The 23,711-nt window shown below is 47.5% G+C and carries 16 protein-coding genes; all 16 read left to right on the top strand.

Translation table 11 applies throughout. The features are described 5' to 3' along the window. Nucleotides 1-3: 3 nt before the first annotated feature. Complete coding sequence (locus BMY78_RS15735) at nt 4-687, top strand: GerMN domain-containing protein (RefSeq protein ID WP_090900439.1); 684 nt, start codon at nt 4-6, stop codon at nt 685-687. A 72-nt stretch (nt 688-759) separates the two neighbouring features. Continuing rightward, the gene (locus BMY78_RS15730) at nt 760-3,498 is read left to right on the top strand and encodes an S-layer homology domain-containing protein (RefSeq protein WP_090900436.1); all 2,739 of its coding nucleotides are present in this window, start codon (nt 760-762) and stop codon (nt 3,496-3,498) included. Between the two features lie 163 nt (nt 3,499-3,661). Then, entirely contained in the window at nt 3,662-4,357 is a 696-nt protein-coding gene (nth, locus tag BMY78_RS15725; protein ID WP_090900434.1) for an endonuclease III, read from the top strand. 23 nt (nt 4,358-4,380) lie between these two features. After that, nucleotides 4,381-4,653: an NAD/NADP transhydrogenase alpha subunit gene (locus BMY78_RS15720; RefSeq protein WP_090900431.1), complete on the top strand. Its 273-nt coding sequence runs from the start codon at nt 4,381-4,383 to the stop codon at nt 4,651-4,653. Between the two features lie 254 nt (nt 4,654-4,907). Next, nucleotides 4,908-8,579: a dynamin family protein gene (locus BMY78_RS15715; protein WP_090900429.1), complete on the top strand. Its 3,672-nt coding sequence runs from the start codon at nt 4,908-4,910 to the stop codon at nt 8,577-8,579. A gap of 321 nt (nt 8,580-8,900) precedes the next feature. Further along, the gene (locus BMY78_RS15710; protein WP_090900427.1) at nt 8,901-10,673 is read left to right on the top strand and encodes an ABC transporter ATP-binding protein; all 1,773 of its coding nucleotides are present in this window, start codon (nt 8,901-8,903) and stop codon (nt 10,671-10,673) included. Continuing rightward, the gene (locus tag BMY78_RS15705) at nt 10,670-12,520 is read left to right on the top strand and encodes an ABC transporter ATP-binding protein (RefSeq protein ID WP_090900424.1); all 1,851 of its coding nucleotides are present in this window, start codon (nt 10,670-10,672) and stop codon (nt 12,518-12,520) included. Before BMY78_RS15710 ends, BMY78_RS15705 begins: the two co-directional genes overlap by 4 nt. Before the next feature lie 136 nt (nt 12,521-12,656). Then, the gene (gene purT / locus BMY78_RS15700; RefSeq protein WP_090900421.1) at nt 12,657-13,844 is read left to right on the top strand and encodes a formate-dependent phosphoribosylglycinamide formyltransferase; all 1,188 of its coding nucleotides are present in this window, start codon (nt 12,657-12,659) and stop codon (nt 13,842-13,844) included. Continuing rightward, entirely contained in the window at nt 13,834-14,292 is a 459-nt protein-coding gene (locus BMY78_RS15695) for a GNAT family N-acetyltransferase (RefSeq protein ID WP_062328403.1), read from the top strand. The genes purT and BMY78_RS15695 overlap by 11 nt, the downstream gene beginning before the upstream one ends. Before the next feature lie 348 nt (nt 14,293-14,640). Next, a complete protein-coding gene (locus tag BMY78_RS15690; protein WP_256222164.1) occupies nt 14,641-15,423 on the top strand; it encodes a CAP domain-containing protein in 783 nt (260 codons plus the stop codon). Between the two features lie 246 nt (nt 15,424-15,669). Further along, entirely contained in the window at nt 15,670-16,536 is an 867-nt protein-coding gene (locus tag BMY78_RS15685) for a GDSL-type esterase/lipase family protein (protein WP_090900415.1), read from the top strand. Further along, entirely contained in the window at nt 16,537-17,502 is a 966-nt protein-coding gene (locus tag BMY78_RS15680) for an ABC transporter ATP-binding protein (protein ID WP_143067038.1), read from the top strand. It begins immediately after the preceding gene. Further along, complete coding sequence (locus BMY78_RS15675) at nt 17,495-18,484, top strand: ABC transporter permease (RefSeq protein ID WP_090900412.1); 990 nt, start codon at nt 17,495-17,497, stop codon at nt 18,482-18,484. The genes BMY78_RS15680 and BMY78_RS15675 overlap by 8 nt, the downstream gene beginning before the upstream one ends. Nucleotides 18,485-18,560: 76 nt before the next feature. After that, on the top strand, nt 18,561-20,540 hold the full coding sequence (gene parE / locus BMY78_RS15670) for a DNA topoisomerase IV subunit B (RefSeq protein ID WP_090900409.1): 1,980 nt from the start codon (nt 18,561-18,563) through the stop codon (nt 20,538-20,540). 12 nt (nt 20,541-20,552) lie between these two features. Continuing rightward, a complete protein-coding gene (gene gyrA, locus BMY78_RS15665; protein WP_090900406.1) occupies nt 20,553-23,015 on the top strand; it encodes a DNA gyrase subunit A in 2,463 nt (820 codons plus the stop codon). Between the two features lie 240 nt (nt 23,016-23,255). Beyond that, nucleotides 23,256-23,693: a MarR family winged helix-turn-helix transcriptional regulator gene (locus BMY78_RS15660; protein ID WP_090900403.1), complete on the top strand. Its 438-nt coding sequence runs from the start codon at nt 23,256-23,258 to the stop codon at nt 23,691-23,693. Nucleotides 23,694-23,711 lie beyond the last annotated feature (18 nt).

The raw sequence follows: 23,711 nt of genomic DNA, 5'->3' as shown, positions 1-23,711 counted from the left end.
AGAATGAACAAAAAATTATGGATTGCAGCGCTGCTGGTAACGGTTATGACAGTTGCTGCTGGATGTGGAAGCAAGCCAACAGCTGCTCCAGCTCCAAATCAGACTCAAGGTGCGGGAACAGAGAATAATGCGTCTGAGAATCAGAATGAGACGGATATTACTGAACCTGTAACCGTGGATCCGGAGGATACAACGACAACGACACCGGGTACAACAGAAGGCACTACGGAGGGTACAACGACTCCATCGGGTGGAACTACTTCAGAGAAGCCTGGAACATCCGAAGGTAATGAGAAGAAAACCATTGATGTGTACTACACAGATCTGGAAGAGTTGGAATTGCACAAAGCAACGGCAGATATTACTTACGCTTCGGATGATGCCAAGTACAAGGCTGCATTTGCAGCGCTGCAACAAAGCAAGGACGATAAACTTGTTCCGCTTTGGGCGAAAGAAATTGAATTGAAATCTGTTCAGTTCAAAGACGGTGCGCTTACCTTGGATATCCATATGCCGGATACAGCACGTCTTGGTGCAGGTGGTGAAGTATTTGCCATTGATGCTTTGAAGCAAACGTTCTTCCAGTTTGATGAAGTCAAATCGCTTGATTTGCTGGTAGACGGCCAGAAATCCGAGAGTTTGATGGGACATGTGGATCTTGAGCATCCAATGACACGATCCGAATAGGTTGTACAGCATGTTGTTTTACCGTGAATCTGCGGAATATCGGCCGTTTTACATGAGAGAGGGGAATCACAGGTGACTTTTAAATATAACAATCCATCACACTCTAAAAAAGTAGTTTCAGCCGTGCTTGCAGGCATGATGGCCCTTAGCGCCGGCGGAGCTGCCATGGCAGCAGAATCAACAGATACGGGGCAAGGCCAGACTGCAACTGTAAGCAATACAGCTGCACCAACCGGTTTGTTCAGTGATATCAAGGTCGGATACTGGGCTGAGAAACATGTGTACAAGCTGGCCTATCAAGGTATTCTTCTCGGTAACAACGGCCTGTTCCGTCCGGGAGACGCGGTAACGCAGCAGGAAGCTGTGACGATGGCGATCCGTTTTATGAACAAGGAGAACCAGTTGAACGACAGCACGGCTACGGCATTACCGACAAATATGGAAGTGGGAAACTATTTCAAGCCATATGTCGCTTTGGCGCTTCAACTGGGACTCATTGATAAAACGGAAGAATCCACTGTGGATGTATCGAAAACATCATGGGGACAGAAACCAGCATCACGTGAATGGATTACGAAATTGCTGATCCGTTCGTTGAACAAAGATGCTGAAGCGAAGGCGCAAAACAACCAATCTACCGGATTTGCTGATAATGATAGTATTTCCGAAAGTGGCAAAGGGTACATCAATCTGGCTGTAAGCCTGGATCTGGCCAAAGGTGTAGATGGCAACAAATTTAATCCAACTGGCTCTGTAACGCGTGCCCAACTCGCTACATTCTTCAGCCGTGGCGAAACGTTAACGGATACGAAGTATGCGAACACATCCACGGGTTATGTAACTGGATTAAAAGATGGGCAGATCACGCTGGTTGTGGACGGAAAAGCTGTCAACTTCGCAGTGAACAGCAGTACACCTTACTTTACAAAAGACAGTGAATCCCGTGCATCGTCTGCGGATGTGAAGCTGTATACAAAAGTTCAGATTGTAGGTACTACCGGTACGGCTTCCTATGTCGAAGTGGTTGATGCTACACCACAGGTAGAAAGCGTTGAAGGTACGTTTGCCCGTTCATTGTCAGGGAATAAAATTGGCTTGTTTGTAGGCGAGAATTATGAAACGTACGGCTATGATGAGGCAACGGCATTTATCGATCAAAACGGAAATGCAATCAAACTGTCTGATATAACAGCAGACAGCACCATTGAAGTACAGCGTGAGACGTTCTCTGCTGACAAAAAGACAGTTGTTATTCGTGTGAAGTCCGGTATTGTCAACAAAAGTGATAGTGGCGTTGTTGCGGAAGTAACGACTGCTGCCAAAACGATCAAGCTTACCAATGCTGCCGGAACTACAGAGCAATATACCTACAACGATAATCTGATCATTCGTTACCAGGACCGAATCCTTTCCCTGGCCGAGCTCAAAGCGGGAAGTGCAGTGAAGTATACGGTGAAAGACAGCATCCTGCAAACGATCGAATTGTCGCAAGGTGTAGAGCAGTCTTTACGCGGTACACTGGTGGAGGTCGGTGGTAACCAATCGACACTGACGTTTAAACGTGAAGGTGGATCACTGGAAGCGAAGCTGCTAGCAGAGAAGCCGGAAGTCGTAATTAATGGAATCCAGGATGCTACGCTGAATGATCTGATTTCGGATGCAACCAATGGGGATCAGGTTGAGCTTACGTTAAATTCTGAAGATCGTGTAACGCGCATTCAAGTGATCGGACGACAGATGGAGCCAATGAACGGGGTTTCCGTTGTATCCTACAACAGCAAAACAAAAGTATTGACGATTCTCGACAGCAATAAAAAACCGTTTGTGTTCACGCTCGATGACAAAACGAAGCTGGACTATAACACAACGAAGCCTACACTTGCTGGGTTGGAGCCTTTGTTGAATGATGGCCGCAAATTGGATCTGACGTATGTGGGAACTCGTGCGTTATCCGTTAAAGTGATCTACAAATACGAAGGCACAATTAGCAGCATCGATACTGCGGGCAGAAAAATCAGTTTGTTGTCCGGAAGCCAGACGGTAACAGTACCGTACTCTACAGTTCCAACCATCGAGATCTACAACAAATCTGGAGCAAGTCTGAGTGATCTGAAGATCGGTGACAGTGTCACAGTTACGCTGGGTTCGAATCAGGACTATGTGCAAAAAGTGGCTTTGAACACCGTGGCTCAATTTGAAGTAGTCTCTGTAGAGACCAATGGTCGTGTTCGTGTGAAATCGGATTCGCTGACAAGTCAGTTCTACGTTGATCAAGCGGTACTGACAGGGGAAAGCGGTCAGACTATTACGGTCTCGCAGTTGACAGCCGGCAACCTGATTAACGTTACATTTGAGGGAACGACGCCTAAAGCGGTTCAAGTTGTTAAACGTACGCTTGCGGAGGTTACATCTGTTGATGCTTCGTCAGTTACACTGAAACTGTTTAATGGTCAAAGTGAGACGGTTCCTGTTAGTGGTTCTGTAAAAGTGGTCAAATCGGGATCTACATTAACTACTCTTGGCAGTCTTACTGTAGGTGATCGTGTTGAAATGACGAAGGATACGGATAATTCCACCCGTTTCAGAGTGTTGACAGTCATGAGCAAACAGTTCTGGTCTTATGATGGAGTTGGTAACCAAATTTTGGTTAAACGTGAGTCCACATCGGACACGAATTATCGTTTTGCACTGGGTACAGGCGCATTTGTTCACCAGGGTGACAACACTTTAAGCGTGCAATCTCTCAAAGATAATGATAATATTGTATTGTATCTCCTGAACAACGTTGTACTGGAGATCCAAAAACAGTAATCGTTTCTTTTCGAGGATCAAAAGAATGACCGTCTTGATGCGGGATCTTTCCCGCATCAGGACGTTTTTTTTGCAAGATTTTTGGGGTCTCCGCAAAGTACTCGAAAGAAGCTTCGAAGTAAGGCTCCACCGCGTGGAGTCATTTTGTGGGAGGTAGCTCTTCATGAATGCAGCCACTGTTAGGCATATACTCGATACAATGGAAGCAATGTTTCCTGATGCACATTGCGAATTAAATCACAGCAACGCGTTTGAATTGACTGTAGCTGTCCTGTTGTCTGCCCAGTGCACCGACGAAACGGTAAACAAGGTAACCGCAGACTTGTTCAAAAAGTACACCAGTCCTGCCGATTATCTGTCTGTTCCTCTCGAAGAGCTGGAGCAGGATATCCGGCGTATCGGCTTGTACCGAAACAAGGCCAAGCATATTCAGAACATGTGCCGAATTTTAATAGAGCAGTATGGCGGTGATGTACCGCAGGAACATGATCAGCTTGTGACGCTCCCTGGTGTCGGGCGGAAAACGGCAAATGTCGTTGTATCCAATGCATTTGGAGTCCCGGCAATTGCCGTGGATACGCATGTTGAACGTGTATCCAAAAGGTTGGCATTGGCAGGTTGGGATGATTCCGTACTTGAGGTCGAGAAAAAACTAATGAAGCGCGTACCCCGGGATGAGTGGACTTTAACCCATCATCGGATCATATTTTTTGGACGCTACCATTGCAAGGCACAGAACCCTCAATGTCATGTCTGTCCATTGCTGGACATATGCAGAGAAGGTAAAAAGCGTATGAAAACGTCCCAAATCAGGAAAGATAAGGAACGTGCCACAACCCCAAAACGAAAAATAAATTAATGAGCAGAAGAGGATGAGTAATCATGAAATGCATTTCCGTGTACACTGACAATTTTGAGGCCTTCTCCGATATTTTCGAACAAATCGTTGAACAGGAAATGGCTGAAAACGAAGAAAAAGAAGTAGAAGGCATCACTGTAAGCCATTCTGGCGATGTGCCTGAACATTATCTGGAGCGTATGTCCACGAAACCAGAAGTGGTTGTCATGAGAGACAAAGGTCGTAACATTACGATTTTGCAGCATGGCCAAGTATTTGAAATTTTGCTGCCTTCGATGGAGAACGCTGTTTCTTAAGAGATTTGAAATAATAAGATGTGCTGCTTCTATGTCACAGGTTATCCTTTTGAAGGTGATCCATGGGGCATGGACGCAGCAAGCTTATGGTATCCAATCGTTTCACAGATAAAACCGATAGCATCGGTTTTATTTTTTTATGTGGAGAATTCCAACCGTTCAATTTCAAACTTGATAATGGTAAAATAAATGAATTATAAGATAAAGACATCGGACCAGATGTCAAATTAGAGGAGCCAGGGGGAAGGCCAGTCATGTCCAGAACAGATTACCCAGTAGAGATGGCTAAACCTCTGCTTCCACTGCGAGAAGCGATGGAGCAGACAGGGGACCATACTGCTGTAAAGGCTTTAACGGATTTGATCAGTAAGGCGGAAATGAAACAGTTAACGATTGCGTTTTGTGGACACTTCTCGGCGGGCAAATCGAGTCTAATTAATAGTTTATGCGGCAAGCGGGTTTTGCCTTCGAGTCCTGTACCTACAAGTGCGAATGTTGTATCCATCCGTAACGGTGAGCCGAGAGCACTTATTTATACGTCATCGAACGTAAGCGCTGACAATTCAGCGGGAGTTCTTGAGGTTTCGCCAGAACAATTGGAAGAGTATTGCAAGAATGGTGGGGCATACACCTCCATTGAAGTATGGGATGACATTCCCTTACTGAAAGATGATGCGGTATTACTTGATACGCCAGGCGTGGATTCGACCGATCAGGGGCACAGCCTTGCAACCCATTCAGCACTGCATCTTGCCGATGTGGTGTTCTATGTGATGGATTATAACCATGTGCAATCGGAAAGCAATCTTTCTTTTGCCAAAAGTCTATCGGATTGGGGCAAACCGTTGTTTCTGATCGTAAACCAGATTGATAAACATCGGGAACGGGAGCTTTCGTTTGACGAATATGTTGAAGGTGTAGAAGCTATTTTTGCAGCCTGGGAAGTTCGGTATGATGGTCTGCTGTTTACTTCGCTTCGTGACAAGGAGCATCGTTACAGCCAGTGGGCGCAGCTTCCTCAACTGATTGAACATATGATGAATGAGAAGGAAGGGTTAATGAGGCACAGCCTTGCAAGCTCTGCGAGCCATGTGACTGAGCAGCATCTGACAAGACAGGCAGAGGAACGCGAAGAGGAAGAGACAACGCTCCTGGAGGAAATTGGGGGCAAGGAAGGTATCGAACGTCTGGAACGGGAGTTGGGTCTGCTGGATCAAAAGGAAGCCGAACTTCGTTCCAAACCATCGCGTGAACGGGAGAAGTTTCGGGCGGAACTGGAACCGCTTCTGGCGAATGCGAACCTGACACCGGCCGATATTCGTACCTCTGCCGCGGCTTATTTGGAGAGCCGTAAACCCGGTTTCCGGGTAGGCTTATTATTCTCTGGGGGCAAGACCGAGCAGGAGAAACAGCGTCGGGCTGCTGAGCTTGTGAGACTTTTGCAGGATCAAGCATCAGGACAAGTTGAGGTGCATATCCGTACCATGCTCAGACAGTTGGGTGAAGCCCATCAGCTGTGGAGTGCTGAGTGGGAGCAGGCGCTGAACGCGGAGCTGCCTGCGGTAGATGAAGCACTATTGGAGATGAAACGGAGCGCCAGTGCAGAGGTATCTCCCGAGTATGTGCTTCAATTCAGCAAAGATATACGGGGCGAGATTGAGGCCCGTTACCGCAGGGCGGCCATGATGCTGGCCGACCGCTTGCTTGAAGCGCTGGGCGCGCAGGGCGAAGCCGCGCTCCAGGCGCTGGACGCCAGCCGCGCAGCGCTGCTGGCGCAATCCGCGTCGGCGGCGCGCTACACGGCGCTGCAGCGCGCCGCCGACGCCGAGGCAGCAGGGCTGCGCAGCCTGCTGCCGCCTGCGGGCCCCCTCACCTCCGGGCTGTTGCCGGAGGTGCAGGGCCCGCCCGTGCCCGCGTACGAGCCGGGTGAAGCACTCGGCCCGCACACGGGCACGGCAGAGTCTGTGGCTGCGCAGCCACAGACTCCAGGGGCACCGCCGCCGCGCAAAGCGGCGGTGCATGGGCAGCCGACAGCTGGCGCACAGCGCCGCCGGCGCCTGGACGCAGCGGCGGCACGGCTGGAAGCCGCCGCTGCGCTGGTAGAGCCGTACCCCGCCATGGGGTCGGCGGTACGGGATCTGCGTGCCCGCGCGGCTTCGCTTGCGGGCGGCACGTTTACGCTGGCGCTGTTCGGAGCGTTCAGCGCCGGCAAGTCCTCCTTCGCCAACGCGTTGCTGGGCGAAGCTGTGTTACCGGTCTCGCCGCATCCAACGACAGCGGCCATTAACCGGATCATGGCTCCTTCCGGTGGCGCGGAGCATGGAACTGCCCGGGTCCGGATGAAGACCCCGGACGCCTTCCAGGAGGATCTCGCGTACTCCTTCCGCTTGCTTGGACTGGGCGAGCCTGGGGCAGACTGGCAAAAACGCGTCAAAGCCCTTTCACCACAGGATGTGCATCCGGCAGGGCGTCCGCATTACAGCTTTTTGCAGGCAGCCGCAGCAGGCTGGGAGGATACCGCAGCTCAACTCGGCCAGGATGTGCTGGTGGATCTGAACGGATATCGTAACTTTGTCGCGAATGAAAAGAAATCTTGTTTTGTCGACAGTATTGACCTGTACTACAGTTGTGATGTGACAGAACAAGGCATTGTCCTTGTAGATACGCCAGGGGCTGACTCCGTGAATGCCCGTCATACGGGTGTCACTTTCAATTATATGAAGAATGCGGATGCACTCATTTTCGTAACGTACTACAATCATGCCTTCTCTCAGGGAGACCGACAGTTCCTGAATCAATTGGGACGTGTGAAAGACAGCTCGGCGATGGATCAGATGTTCTTTGTAGTTAATGCGAGTGATTTGTCTTCCTCTGAAGAGGAGTTGGAGCAGGTTCTGGACCATGTGAGCACGCAGCTGCGCAGTAATGGCATTCGGGCACCACGTCTCTTTCCTGTATCCAGCATGCTGGCATTGGAAGGCAAGACGGGCAACGATGCGACATTATTGGAGCAATCCGGCTTCATTCGGTTCGAGGAAGAATTTAACCGGTTTGCAGGAAGTGAGCTTGCGGACCTTGCGGTTGGTGGAGCTTCTGAAGAGATCGCACGGGTGATCAAACGACTGAAGACACGTGCCGAGGATGCGGCTCAGGGGGAAGAGGTGCTACAGCGTCGCCGGGATGAGCTGGGCTCCATCCAGGAACAGTCCCTTCAGAGGGTACATTTGCTCGCGGAACGGTCCATGAAGGCAGAACTGGCTCAGGAAACGGCTGAACTGCTCTTCCATGTGCGGCAGCGCCTGGGCTACCGTTTTGGTCTGTTCATGGCTGAAGCGTTCCATCCATCCGTTCTTCGCGAGGATCGCGGGAATCTGAAAGCAGCATTCGCAGCCTGTGGTCGTGAATTGCTGCGCATGATCGCCATTGAACTGGAGCAGGAACTGCTTGCCACTACACTCAGACTTGAACAGGCGGGTCAGACTTGGCTGCACAAGCAAGTGACCGATTGTGTAGATGAATTGAAACGAGTGTCCGGAGGTATGGATCTGTCGTTGCCGCTGAACGAATGCTGGAGTACACCTGTCCTGGAAGAGGTGCGTCTGGAAGAACCTTCAGGTTGGAAAGCATATCTGAGTTATTTCCGTAATCCGAAGCAGTTCTTCGAAGGAGATGGACGACAGCGGCTGCAGGAGGCACTTGACCCCATAATTAAACAGATGGTGATCGATGTTCTGCCTGACGCGGAGAATAAGCTGGTTCAATTCTATGACAACCAGCTTGGGCAGTCTTTGCGGCATCATTCTCGTCAATTGGAAGAGAGACTTGAGGAGGCCGTGAGTGCCCTTCACGAGACGCTGACCAGTGGAATTCCTGCCGAAGAATGGGAGGGTCTGGCTGTACAACTGGGGCAGATCGAACGTGAATAAAAGGGATTCAAATCCATGTATGTATGGAAACGGTTTTAAAACAAAATGAGTTATACAGCGATATGTTGAAATGTTGTCGTTGTACCCAAAAAGGCCCCTGCCTGTAAAGGCATACAGGGAGCCTTTTTTGGTACGAACAACCTGAAAGGAAGAGAATATTCAAACATTTGATTGATAGGAGGGTATCTACCTCCCTTAATGACGCATTAAGGTGAAAGTAGCCTGAATATGGTCGCTTATTCGCTTTGCCGCGAATGGGGGACGGTGATAAACTTCATAAATGTTCATACTGTTTTTGAACGATATAAGAGGAGGAGAGACATGGATGTTCTCAGGCAATTGCAGATCTTTTTCTGGGAGAAGCGCACGTATTTATTTTTATCGATCTTATGCCTCGCCATAGCGACCGCGCTTGGGCTGGTGTATCCGAACCTGCTAAGGATACTGATTGATGACGTCATCACTCCGCGCAATTTTGAAGACGTTCCCAAACTTGCTTTAACGGTATTAGGTGTCGTTATTTTGAAAGCGGGAATGCAATTTTTACACGGTCTTTTTGGAGGGCGTCTCGGAAACTTCCTGGCTTACCGACTTCGTAACGCTTGTTACGAAAAGCTTCAATTTTTATCCTTCCGGTATTACGACACGGCCAAAACGGGAGACTTGATGTCCCGCCTCACGGGAGATCTCGAAGCGATCCGCAACTTTATCGGATTTGGCTTCGCTCAAATTCTCAACATGGTTCTGATGGTCGTATTCGGCGCAATCATGATGATGACCATGAGTTGGAAGCTTACCTTGCTAACGCTCATATGTATTCCTCTGCTTGCCTTCGTTGCGCTGAGATTCGAATCCCGAATTCACCCTGCGTTCCAAGAAATGCGGCTGGCACTCAGCTCTTTGACGACAGCAGTACAGGAGAATATTACAGGTGTGCGTACTGTAAAGTCATTTGCACGTGAGCCTCACGAAGTGGAGAAGTTTTCCGTCCGCAACGAGCGTTACAAAACGAACCAGATTCATGCAGCAACCTTATGGAGTCAATATTTTCCGATCATGGAGATTCTCGCTTCGGTCAGCGTAGTTCTTCTGCTCCTCATTGGTGGAAACATGGTTATTCAGAAAACGTTAACACTCGGTCAACTCGTTGCCTTTTTCAGTTTGATCTGGTACATAATCGGTCCAATGTGGAACCTTGGATTCCATATCAACAACTATACGCAATCCAAAGCATCGGGTGAACGGGTGTTGGAACTTTTGAATACGCCGGTAGATGTACAAGAGACAGAAGATCCAGTCATTGTAGAAGCAGATCAAGTCAAAGGGCATGTGACCTTCGAGTCCGTTACCTTTGCCTACGGCAATAAAATGCCGGCAGTGACTGATATTAACTTTGATGCCCCACCAGGCTCTGTCATAGGCTTCCTGGGAGGAACAGGCTCGGGTAAATCAACTATTATTCAGCTCCTGATGCGTGCATACAACGTGAACTCGGGCACCATCAAGCTGGACGGCAAAAATATTAAGGATATTGGCATTCGCAGCCTGCGGAGTCAGATTGCTTCTGTGTTCCAGGAAACGTTCCTGTTCTCATCCAGCATTCGCAACAACATTTCATATGGACTCAAAAATGTAACAATGGACGAAATTATCCGTGCCGCTAAACTGGCGAAAGCCCATGATTTTATCATGGAATTCCCTGAAGGATACGATACGGTTGTAGGGGAGCGTGGAATGGGCTTGTCGGGAGGACAGAAACAGCGGATTGCAATTGCAAGGGCTCTGCTCAAAAATCCGAAAATTCTCGTTCTGGACGATGCAACCAGTGCAGTCGACATGGAAACTGAACATGAAATTCAATCTGGATTCCAGGAAGTCATGCGTGGCAGAACGACGTTTATCATTGCGCATCGGATCTCTTCCCTGCGTCACGCAGATGAGATACTGGTGCTGGATGAAGGACGGGTCGTTCAACGTGGCACACACAAACGTCTTATTGAAGAGCCTGGGCCTTACCGGGACGTATATGAGATTCAATACGCAGATTATATTGCCCGCGGTAAGCGAGAGGCTGGGGAGCAGGTGAATTCATGAGTGCCGAAACGGTAGCCGACAGGCGCGAGGTCAAAGAGACCTCTGACAAGAAAATGAATGAACGTTTTGTATATCAGGACGACGAAATAATTGAAAAACCGTTTAACTGGCGTGAGTTCGGACGTTTGTTCTCGTACATGAAACCTTATGCAAGACAACTTTTGCCACTCATTATTCTAATGATGATTTTGGGTACCATTACGAAATTGTCCGTTCCATTTTTGATCAGTTTGGCGATTGATAAAGCGATTGCACCTGCAACGGGGTTGCCAAGCTTAACGATGCTTTATATTATTGCTGGTTCTGTGCTTGTGTTGTATCTGATTCAATGGGCGGCTAATACGTACCGAATCAAATTGACGAACGTTATCGGGCAACGGGTCATTTACGATCTTCGCTCGGATCTGTTCAAACATATCCAGAAGCTGTCCTTTAACTTCTTTGACAAAAGACCTGCGGGCTCGGTGCTGGTGCGTGTCACCAATGATATCAACTCCCTGCAGGATTTGTTCACTAACGGTGCGGTCAACGTCATGATTGACTGTGTGCAGCTGCTCGGTATTATCGTCATTTTGCTGCTGATCAACTGGAAACTGGGCCTCGCGGTCATTATTACGGTTCCGCTCATGTTTATTATTTCGACCAAACTGCGTGTGCTGATCCGCCGGGCCTGGCAGGATGTACGCATGAAGAACTCCCGTATTAATTCCCACTTGAATGAATCCATTCAGGGGATTCGTGTGACTCAGGCGTATACGCAGGAAAAAGAAAACATGAAGTATTTTGACAACATGAATCTGTCGAGCAAAAAATCATGGGACAGAGCATCGGCCATGAACCAGGGCTTTGGTCCTCTGATTGAAATTACGGGCGGCTTCGGAACGTTAATCCTGTTCTGGTTTGGTGCTTATCTGATTCAAGAGGGGCAGCTGACAATCGGATTGCTTGTAGCCTTTGCCAACTATGTCGGCAACTTCTGGGACCCGATTAACCGTCTGGGACAGATGTACAATCAATTGCTCGTAGCCATGGCTTCCTCCGAACGGATCTTCGAGTTTATGGATGAAGAGCCGAGTATTGCAGATAAACCTGGAGCCAAGCCGCTTGCTTCTATTAAAGGAGATATCGTATTCGACAATGTCGTGTTTGAATATGAGAAGGGCAGACAGGCGCTGAAGGGAATCAGTTTTGCTGCAGGTGCCGGACAATCGATTGCCCTTGTAGGTCATACGGGTTCAGGTAAAAGTACCATTATCAATCTGATCAGCCGGTTCTATGACATCTCTGGCGGACGTCTCACCATTGATGGTCAGGATGTAAGGGATGTAACGGTTGAAAGTCTGCGCAGCCAGATCAGTATTGTGCTGCAGGATACGTTTATCTTCTCTGGCACCATTCGCGATAATATTCGTTTTGGACGACTGGATGCAACCGATGAAGAAGTGGAAGAAGCTGCGAAGGCTGTTAATGCCCATGAATTTATTATGAAGCTGCCGGGTGGATATGATACGGAAGTTGAAGAACGCGGGAATGTATTATCCATGGGCCAAAGGCAATTGTTATCCTTTGCCCGTGCCTTGCTGGCTGACCCTCGAATCTTGATTTTGGATGAAGCGACTGCCAGCATCGACACCGAAACGGAGCTCAAAATTCAGGAGGCTTTGAAAGTGCTGCTGAAAGGAAGAACTTCCTTTATGGTGGCCCACCGTCTCTCCACGATCCGAAATGCGGATAACATTATCGTGCTGGATCATGGTGAAATCAAGGAAGAAGGAAACCATGAGCAACTTATCCAGAAACAAGGAGTTTATAATGGGTTAATAGAAGCTCAATACAGATTTTTGTAAAAATTGATCGAAAAAACACAAAAAATCTTGTAAAATTCACAAGAAAAATAGGGAGCACTCTTGCAATCTTTAACCAAAACCCCGAAAATAGAGAGATAGATATAGAAGATTTCTCTTTGGGAGGATTGGAAAGAACATGTGGGGTGCTCCATTTTCGGCTCAAGCCAAAAAAATGCTGCTACTGGGCAGCGGAGAATTGGGAAAAGAGGTCGTTATTGAGGCCCAGCGACTGGGAGTAGAGACGATCGCTGTTGATCGCTACGAAAACGCACCTGCCATGCAGGTTGCACATCGGTCTTACTGCATCGACATGTTAAATGCCGAAGCTTTGAAGCAATTGATCCGAAAGGAACAACCTCATTACATCGTACCTGAGATTGAAGCAATCGCAACAGAAGCTTTACTCGAGCTTGAGGAAGAAGGATTTTGTGTCGTTCCTACGGCCCGTGCTGCTCGTTTGACGATGGATCGCGAAGGCATCCGCCGTCTGGCAGCCGAACAATTGAACCTTCCGACAGCGGCCTATCTTTTTGCGGACAACCTGGAACAACTTCAGGAAGCTGTTCGTGAATTGGGTACACCTTGCGTCATCAAACCACTAATGAGTTCTTCCGGTAAAGGGCAGAGTGTATGCCGCACACCGGATGACGTAGAGAATTGCTGGAACATTGCTCTTTCTGGAGCACGTGGCAAATCCGTACGTGTCATTGTGGAAAGCTTTGTGAAGTTTGACAGCGAAATTACGCTGCTCACGGTTAGATCTGTCTCAGGGACTGTATTTTGTCCTCCGATCGGTCATATTCAGAAAGATGGGGATTATGTCGAATCGTGGCAGCCTCACGCGATGACACCGGAGCAATGGGAGCAAGCTTGTCATATTGCCAAGTTGGTTACCGATGAACTCGGTGGTTATGGACTGTTCGGGGTTGAATTATTCCTGACATCAGATGGAGTTGTGTTCAGCGAGGTATCGCCTCGTCCGCATGATACAGGTATGGTAACCATGGTCACGCAAGATAGTTCCGAGTTTGCGCTGCATGTGCGTGCAATTCTTGGTTTTCCGGTCACAGATGTACATTTACTGACACCGGGAGCTTCAGCAACGCTGAAGGCTAATGATGAAACATCTGACTTTACTGTAGGCGGGATTGAAGAAGCACTGGCGCTTCCTCGTACTCAGGTTCGTGTATTTGGCAAACCTGAGACCAAAGTGGGACGCCGAATGGCCGTAGCGTTAAGTGCCGGCCAAGATGTGGAAGAAGCTCGTAAAACAGCGGTACAAGCCGCTAATATGCTGAAAGTGGAGGTAAATCATGTCCAATAATGTTGAGGCCCCTGTACTGATGATCCGAGAGTGTGAACTGCGAGATGCTGAAGCGGTAACGGGACTGATGCGAGAGGTCAGCTATCCGACAACAGCCAATGTCATGAAAGAGCGCATTGAATGCTTGGAAAGCAATCCAAACGCATGCATGCTTGTTGCCGAAGTGGATGAACAGATTATTGGTGTGATTGGCTTGCAATGTGTGCAAAGTCATGCCTATCCAGAACCTGCCGCCCAAATTACGTCCTTGATTGTAGGGCAAGAACATCGTGGGGGCGGAATTGGCCGTCGTCTGATGGCTCGTGCTGAGGATTGGGGCAGACAGCAAGGTGGGAAACAATTGTTTGTCACCGGAGCAAACCGTGAAGTGACTTCAACAACCTATTCTTTCTACGAGCATATTGGTTTCCAGAAGAGAGGCTATCGTTTCAGTAAAGTTCTTCTATAGAAAAAGAGTTTATTATATCGCGATCTTCACGTTTTTGGTGTGGTGAATGATAAATAGAAGCTAAGTGGCATTCGGCGAGCATTTCTTGTCCGGATGCCATTTTTTTATGCTGTATTTTATGTGTAATGTGCTGAATTTCAGTTGATATATCAGCGTTTTAAGAACAGGTTGCAGCATATGGTGCAATGTACTATAAACCATCCACACCTCTTTGAAACGGGTTGAAAAATGACAAAAAAGTTACTTTTCCATATTTTACGGGTTCACAATCTACTATTCAATTGATATACTCCAAGAGTATTAATTACAAAGTTGTCATAACTAATATTTCTAAGGAGATGAATGAATTTGAATAAGAAATGGATGAAAACCGTCGTAACCAGCAGTCTGACAGCCGTACTCGCTGTAGGGGTTATGCTCCCTGCTTCCGCTTCAGCTGCAGATGCATCATATAAAACAACGACTAAAACTGCAACGTATAAAATTACGAGTGCGGAAAGCTTAAAAGCGTACATTGAACAATGGCTGAAAGATAATGGTTACAATGTATCCACTGGCGAAGGGCAAACAACAGTAGAGAAGCCTGCAGCACAGCCTGATCAAACGACGAAGCCAGCTCAACCGACAACACCAGCAAAACCAGCAAAACCAGCTCAAGAAGAGAAACCGGCAACTACACCAGCCAAAGATCCTTCAAATAGTGGAACTGGAACTGGAACAACTACAGGCAACACAGGCAACAGTGGCAGCGAGAGCACACAATCGGATTTTGCAGCTCAAGTCGTAAAACTTGTGAACGCTGAGCGTGCCAAAGCTGGCCTGAGCGCATTGGCTTCCGATGCTCTGTTGGACAAAGTGGCTGTAGCCAAAGTTAAAGACATGAGCAACAACAATTATTTTGATCACCAATCACCGACTTATGGTTCTCCGTTTGACATGATGAAACAATTCGGAGTAACTTACAGCTATGCTGGCGAGAATATCGCAAAAGGGCAAAAAACACCTCAAGAGGTTGTTACTGCCTGGATGAATAGCGAAGGTCACCGTGCGAATATCCTGAACAAAAACTTCACAAAAATCGGTGTTGGATACTATAACGGATATTGGGCTCAAGAATTTATCGGCAAATAATTAATCTTATTGAAGAAAATTCTGATTTTAGTTCAAAAAAAGGTTATGTCATCACAGCTTGAAGCTGTGTGTGACATAGCTTTTTTTTGTAGAAGCATATTTAATATTGAATTCTACTTATATAGCGGCAAAATTTGCAAATTAACGACAGAACATTTATGTTATTTAGAAAAAGCGTCATCTTAATGTAAAATCATTTTAAATTTTAAGTACCCGGCCAGGTGTACATGAGCGGAGATGTGATGAATGAAAAAAAGAAATCTTGATTCAGCGCCATGGATCTGGAGAACCATTAGTACAGTATCCATATTAACAACATTACTGCTGTTATTTGGATTTGGATACGCCATTAAAGACGTTATTTTTCCTGAGGGAGATGCCCAATTAGGTACAGGACAGCAAACAACGTCACCTGCCAAGGAAAACGGACAATCAAAGCCTGCGGTGAATGATGGCAAAATTCGAATGGCTGTGATTGGTGATTCCCTGGCAAGAGGTACAGGGGATGACGAAGGGCTTGGATTTGTAAGACGGGCAGGTAATTTGCTCAAAGATCAGGGATATGATGTGCAGGTGCTGAACAATATGGGTGTGAATGGTTTGAGAACAGACGCATTGTTGAACAAGTTAGATGAACAGGGCGTACGTTATGTCTTACAGCAATCCAACTTTATACTGTTGTCGATCGGAGCCAATGATCTGTTCCAGGGTGGACAGGTTCTCCAGGGAGAAGACGCGCCAACGGCAGAAACACTTGCTGCGGCGTTACCGGAGACGTCGAAGCGTTTGCAGGAGATTTTGAAGAAAGTGAAAGAAATTAACCCTGATGCACAGATTGCCTACATAGGGCTATACAATCCGTTTGGGGATGTGAAAGAACTCAAAGAGCCAGGAAATGCGGTTGTAGCTGCATGGAACGATGCTGCAATGAAGGTTCTGAACAACGAGGACAAGATGACACTTGTGCCTACATTTGATCTGTTTGAAAATCACCTGGGACAGTATTTGTCGTCAGATCATTTTCATCCCAATGGAGAAGGCTACGAGCAGATTGCGGTTCGGATTGCACAGGAATATCAGGCAGGGACTCCAGCAGAAGGGAGCGGAAAATAAATGGCACAAGAACAGACTGATTCCGTATTGTCCGTGCATCATCTGAAGAAAAAGATTGGACGCAAATGGATCATTAAGGATGTCACTTTTGATGTTAAACCAGGCGAAATTTTCGGTTTTCTGGGGCCCAATGGTGCCGGGAAAACAACTACCATCCGGATGTTAGTCGATCTGATTAAACCGACAGAAGGCAAAATTCAAGTCTGCGGATATGATGTCAATCGTGATCCTGAACGGGCCTTGAAATACGTCGGTTCCATTGTTGAAAACCCGGAAGTGTACACGTATTTGACCGGATGGGAGAATCTTGAGCATTTTGCCCGTATGCAGCCCGGTGTAGATAATGACCGTATTCAGGAAGTTGTGGATATTGTACGTCTCGATCAGCGGATTCATGATAAAGTAAGAACCTACTCTCTGGGGATGCGTCAACGACTTGGCATTGCACAGGCATTGCTTGGTCGCCCACGGCTGCTGATTCTGGATGAGCCAACGAACGGACTTGATCCCAAAGGGATTAAGGAACTTCGTGTCTTTATCAAACAGCTTGCAAGCGAAGGCATGGCAGTATTCGTCAGTAGTCATTTGCTCAGCGAGATCCAGCTTCTTTGTGACAGGGTGGCAATTATCAGTGCCGGGCGCGTGCTTGCAGTTGGCGGCGTCAATGAACTGATTGAAGACCATTCCAAATTGGCAATATGGCATGTTACTCCGTTGGAGAAAGGTAAAAAAATGCTGTTGAATGCAGGTGTTTCCCTGGTGGATCGGCCTGCGGATGTTATGGACGATACCATTGTTGCAGGGCTTGGTCTGAATGCGGTCGTTGCTGAAATGCATGAAGATCGGATTCCCGCCTTAGTCCAGCAAATGGTGCAAGCCGGAATTCAGGTTGAAGGAGTGCAGCGAATTCAGCCTACGCTGGAACAGCTATTCTTAAAAATGACAGAAGGTGAATCCATTGAGTAACATCATGCCGCTGATCCGAAACGAAACGATCAAGATGGTAAAGAAAAAACGCCTTTATATTATTTTTATCGTACTCGCGGTCCTGGTTCCGATGTTTACGTATGCCCAGATGAAATCTGCGGAAAATAATCGTGACAAGTTTGGCGGCGACTGGCGGCTTGAACTGCAACAAGCCATTACGGATAATCAGAACTCGCTTGGCAGTGACCGGGTACCTGAAGAGTACAAAAAGTACAGGACTGTGTACATCCAGCAAATGCAATACTATCTGGAGAATGACATCAATCCGAAGGAGCCTGGTGGTGTAACTTTTACGCGGGAATTCATGAATAACGCAGTTGGATTGTTTATCCCACTGCTCATTATGGCGATTGCTTCGGATCTGGTATCTGGTGAGCGCACTACAGGTACGATTAAAATGCTGCTGACCCGACCCGTCAAACGTTGGAAAGTGTTGCTGAGTAAGCTTATAACGTTGATTATGTTCGTGTCGATTATCGTGGTGTCGGCGTACATTATCTGTTATGTCATCTCGGGAGCGGTGTTCGGATATAAAGGTTTCGGCATGCCGATCTTTACCGGGTTCAGGGTTGTGGGCACAGATGTCGATATGTCGGCAGTCCATGCTGTGGACCAATGGCTGTACATGCTAATGCAGGCAGGGCTGATCTGGTTTGTCAGTATTATTGTGGCGATGCTTGCCTTCATGGTCTCTGTATTAGTGCGAAGTACAGCTGCAAGCATTGTTATCATGATGGCAGCACTTATAGCAGGGACTATTCTCACCAGTATGGCCGCGTCCTGGCAGTCAGCCAAATATTTGTTTATGGTTAACCTCGAACTTCCGGATTATTTGTCGGGCGGATTGCCACCAATTGAAGGGATGAATTTGGGTTTTTCCCTTATTGTGCTTAGTGTTTGGGGCATCGCTTCACTCTTTGTGTCATTCATTGTCTTTACGAAACGGGATATCTTGAATTAAAATGGACAAGGATAAGAAAACATCTGTTTGCATTTCAGGCATTTTTTTAGTTGCAAGTTAAGAAGGGGGAGCATGAATGGTCGAGCAAATCGATATGTCGGCAGGTTCGACAGGCGGAGGACAAGGGTCTTCAGGCTACGACGCGGACGACATTCAAGTACTTGAAGGACTGGTAGCGGTACGGAAACGGCCGGGGATGTACATCGGCAGCACCAGTACTTCGGGTCTACATCATTTGGTATGGGAAATCGTGGACAACGCTGTCGACGAACATCTCGCCAAATTCTGCTCCAAAATCGATATCACGCTGCATAAGGACGGTTCTGTTACAGTTCAGGATAACGGAAGGGGAATTCCGACAGGTATACATAAAACAGGGATTCCTACTCCCCAGGTCGTGTTTACGATTTTGCACGCAGGCGGAAAGTTCGGTGGATCAGGATATAAAAAATCCGGCGGTTTGCACGGTGTAGGTGCGTCAGTTACAAACGCATTGTCCGAATGGCTTGAAGTCGAGATTTTCCGCGATGGCAAGATTCATCGTCAACGATTCGAGTATTGGCAAGACAAAAAAGGCGTTGAGCATGTCGGAGAACCGGTGTCTGGTCTCGAAGTATTGGGCAATACCAATCGAACGGGAACCAAAGTTACGTTTAAACCGGATATTCGGGTGTTCCAGAACGGCATTCAATTGAATTATGATACACTGGCAGAACGTCTTCAGGAGATTGCTTTTCTGAATTCGGGTCTGAGAATTGTGCTCAAGGACGAACGGTCAGGCAATCAGGATGAGTACATGTACGAAGGCGGAGCAAGCCAGTTTGTTGCTTTTCTTAACGAAAATAAAGATGTGCTGCATGATGTCATTCACTTCTATGCGGAGAAGGATGACATTGAGGTCGAAGTAGCGATTCAGTATAACGCGGGTTATACCGAAACGCTGGCGTCGTTCGTGAACTCGATTCCCACTAGGGGCGGCGGTACACATGAGACCGGATTCAGAGCCGCTTATACACGTGTGATGAATGACTACGCACGGCGTACCAGCATGATCAAAGAAAAAGATAAAAACCTCGAAGGCAATGATCTTCGTGAAGGCATGATGGCGGTCATCAGTGTCAAAATGTCGGAGGTTGAATTCGTAGGCCAAACGAAGGATCAACTCGGTAGCGCTTCCGCACGTAGCGCAGTGGATTCTGTCGTGTCCGAGAATATCCAGCGTTTTTTGGAAGAAAACCCGCAGGTTGCGCAAACGTTGATTCGCAAAGCGGTTCAGGCCTCCAGAGCCAGAGAAGCTGCACGAAAAGCTCGGGATGAGATGCGGACCGGCAAAAAACGCAGTGAAAGCTCCAACCTGAACGGCAAACTGACTCCGGCACAATCCAAGGATTTTACCCGAAATGAACTGTTTATTGTCGAAGGGGATTCCGCAGGGGGTTCAGCCAAACAGGGACGTGATTCCAAGATTCAGGCGATACTCCCGCTTAAGGGTAAACCACTCAATCCGGAAAAAGCGAAATTGGCTGATATCCTCAAAAATGAAGAATATCGTGCCATTACATCGGCCATCGGAGCAGGTATTGGAACCGAATTTGCAGTTGAAGACAGCAATTATTCCAAAATCATAATTATGACAGATGCCGACACAGATGGCGCACATATACAGGTATTGTTGCTGACTTTCTTCTACCGGTATATGAAACCGCTCATTGATGCAGGCAAAATATATATCGCTCAGCCGCCATTATACAAACTCACACGCAAATCAGGAAAAATGGCTAGTGTACGTTATGCCTGGACTGATGAAGAGCTGGCGAATTACATGAAAGAATTTGGAAACAATGTGGAGCTTCAACGTTATAAAGGACTTGGCGAGATGAACCCGGATCAACTGTGGGAGACAACGATGAACCCTGAAACACGCGCATTGCTCAAAGTAGAAATTGTCGATGCAGCAAAAGCGGAACGTCGTGTATCTACACTCATGGGTGATAAGGTTGATCCGCGCAAACGCTGGATTGTAGAGAACGTCGACTTTACAGAGTACGAAGAATAGAAGGTGCTTGGAATGAGTCTATCAGAACAATTTATGCCGGCCTTTCTCGAAGAGGTCGTAGGTGACCGTTTCGGTCGCTACTCCAAATACATTATTCAGGACCGGGCCATTCCCGATGTACGGGATGGATTGAAGCCGGTGCAGCGGCGTATTCTTTACGCTATGTACGATTCAGGTAATACACCGGAGAAACCATATCGGAAGTCCGCAAAAACAGTTGGGGATGTTATGGGTAACTACCATCCTCACGGGGATTCCTCCATTTATGATGGTATGGTACGGATGGCACAGCCATGGAAAATGGGGCATATGCTTGTGGACGGTCATGGAAACTGGGGATCACAGGATGATGACCCGGCAGCGGCCATGCGGTATACGGAGGCCCGTTTGTCGCCCATCGCAATGGAGATGCTTCGCGATATCGAGAAACGGACTGTTCTGTTTAAGGATAATTTTGATAATACGGCCAAAGAACCGGTGGTATTACCATCCCGTTATCCGAATCTGCTGGTCAATGGTGTAAGTGGGATATCGTCTGGTTTTGCTACAGAGATTCCTCCACATAATTTGCGTGAAACCATTGATGCTTGTATTGCCGTAATGGAGAAGCCGTCAATTGAACTGGATGAAATCATGATGTTTATGAAGGGTCCGGATTTTCCAACAGGCGGATTAATCATGGGCGGCGACGGCATTCTGGATGCTTATCGCACAGGTAAAGGACGGATCTATCTCCGCTCCAAAACCGATATCGAGAATATGCGCGGTGGCAAACAACAAATCGTGATTACCGAGATTCCTTATCAGGTCGTAAAATCCCGTTTGGTTACGGCGATGGAGAACATCCGACTGGAGAAAAAGGTTGAAGGCATTGCCGAAGTACGGGATGAGAGTGGGCGTGAAGGCCTGCGTATCGTCGTTGAGCTGAAAAAAGAAGCAGATGCACAAGGGATTTTGGCTTATTTGCTGAAGAAAACCGATCTTCAAGTCACTTACAACTTCAACATGGTTGCGATTGTGAATAAAGCCCCACAGCAATTGGGATTGAAATCAATCCTAGAGGCTTATATTGCCCATCAGCGTGAAGTAGTAACGTTCCGTACCCGCTTTGAGCTGGAGAAGGCGGAAGACCGTGCACATGTGCTGGAAGGTCTGGTAAAAGCTCTTAACATCCTCGATGAGGTCATTGCGGCTATCAAAGCGTCGAAGAACCGTCAGGATGCTCAAAATAACCTGATGTGGATGTTTGGTTTCTCCGAACGACAGGCGGATTCCATTCTCACTTTGCAATTATACCGTTTGACCAACCTGGAGATTACTTCTCTGGAAAAGGAACTCGGCGAACTGATGAAGAAGATCGCGCAATTACGCTCTATTTTGGATAGTGACCGCAAGCTGATCGGAGTCATCCGCAAAGAGCTGATGGAGATTCGTGAGAAATATGGAATTGATCGTCGCTCAGCCATTCAAGGCGAAGTAGAAGAACTCAAGGTTAATCTGGAAGTGCTGGTGAACGCCGAAGATGTATTTGTCACCTTGTCCAAAGAGGGATACATCAAGCGTACAGGCATGCAATCATTCACACGATCCGGCGGGGAACGTAACGCAAGTGGTGTGAAGGAAGGCGATTATATCGCCCAGGTCCTTGAAGTTAACACGCTGGAGAACCTGCTGGTATTTACGCAGAAAGGCCAGTATTTCCTGTTGCCTGTACATCAGGTACCGGAATTCAAGTGGAAAGATCCGGGGACGGCAATCGTCAACGTTATTCCTCTGGCAAAAGACGATCGAATCTCAAGTGTGCTTGCTGTTAAATCCTTCGAAGAGCCGGATCACAGTCTGGTCTTTGTCACCCGCAAAGGGCAGGTTAAACGTACCGAGCTGAAGGAATACGTCACCAAGCGTTCCGGCGCAGTAGCCGCATGCAAAGTTGGCAAGGATGATGAGGTATTATCCGTTCATCTAAGCACAGGTGGCAAAGATATTATGCTGATCACCAAAGAAGCCATGGCTATCCGTTTCCGTGAGGATGAAGTAAATCCGATGGGGCGTGTGTCTGGAGGCGTACGTGGTATTCAGTTAAAAGAAACGGATGAAGTTGTATCTGTTCTGTGGGTGGAAGGCGATGAAGGCGAGGTTGCTATATTGTCTGACTTGGGTTATGGCAAACGCTCGTTACTGCTGGATTATGCTCTGCAGAGCCGTGGCGGCAAGGGACTGGCAACATTTGAATTCAAGGAAGGCAAACGGGTGAAACCGAACGGTAGCCGAATTGCCGGAGCATTCTATTGTCGGGAACAACGAAATGTAACGGTGATGACCAAGGAAGGTCAATCACATCACATTTCTTCCGAAGCTGTACCTATTACTGAACGGAAACATATTGGTAAATTGCTTGTGCATGTGGACAAACAGGATGAAATTGTGGAGCTTATGATGGATCTCATAGAGAATCAGGCAGCTTCTTCGTCCTAATAAGGATTCAATAATGACTTAATAATGACTCTTTGCAGATCAGGGAAACCTGTCATGTGAAGAGTCTTATTTTGTTGTTCCGACGCGGATTACAAGAGGACCTCCATGCGAAGATTAACAACCTTCGTCGATTACGGTCGATCGCTGGGAAATTGAAAAAAGGCAGCAGGAATGCGGCTTTGAAGGGCGAAAACTTAAGCAGGTGAAGTGATAACCGGTTGCAGAGAGGAGCGATTCAAGATGTATAATTCCGATTTTGCCAAGTGCTGGTCAAGGCTGACTAAGGACTACAAGCTGCATATGGATCATGAGCTGGCACCCTCGTTAACAGAGGCACAGCTGGCCGTACTGGAGGTTCTTGAGGATCATGAGAAGATGAAACCTTCCGATCTGATTCCTTTTCTGGCTACAACACCCGCAGCAGTAACGATGTTGTTGGATCGTATGGAGAAAAACGGACTGATTCGCCGGGACCGGGATGATCAGGATCGACGAATTGTATGGATATCCCTATCAGATAAGGGACGCATGGAGACCGAACGGGGAATCACGATTCGTAATGAATTTATGAATTCCGTTCTCAGCAATATTTCAATGCATAACCAGCAGTTGCTGGTTTATCTACTAGGCAAAATGACGACACCAAAAACAAAAGAGCATGCCTTGTCCACTTCTTAATGACGATGGACGGATGAA

This window comes from Paenibacillus sp. OK076 (assembly GCF_900110055.1).
In the GTDB taxonomy this organism is placed as follows: domain Bacteria; phylum Bacillota; class Bacilli; order Paenibacillales; family Paenibacillaceae; genus Paenibacillus.
This window is presented reverse-complemented; position numbering and strand designations above follow the sequence as displayed.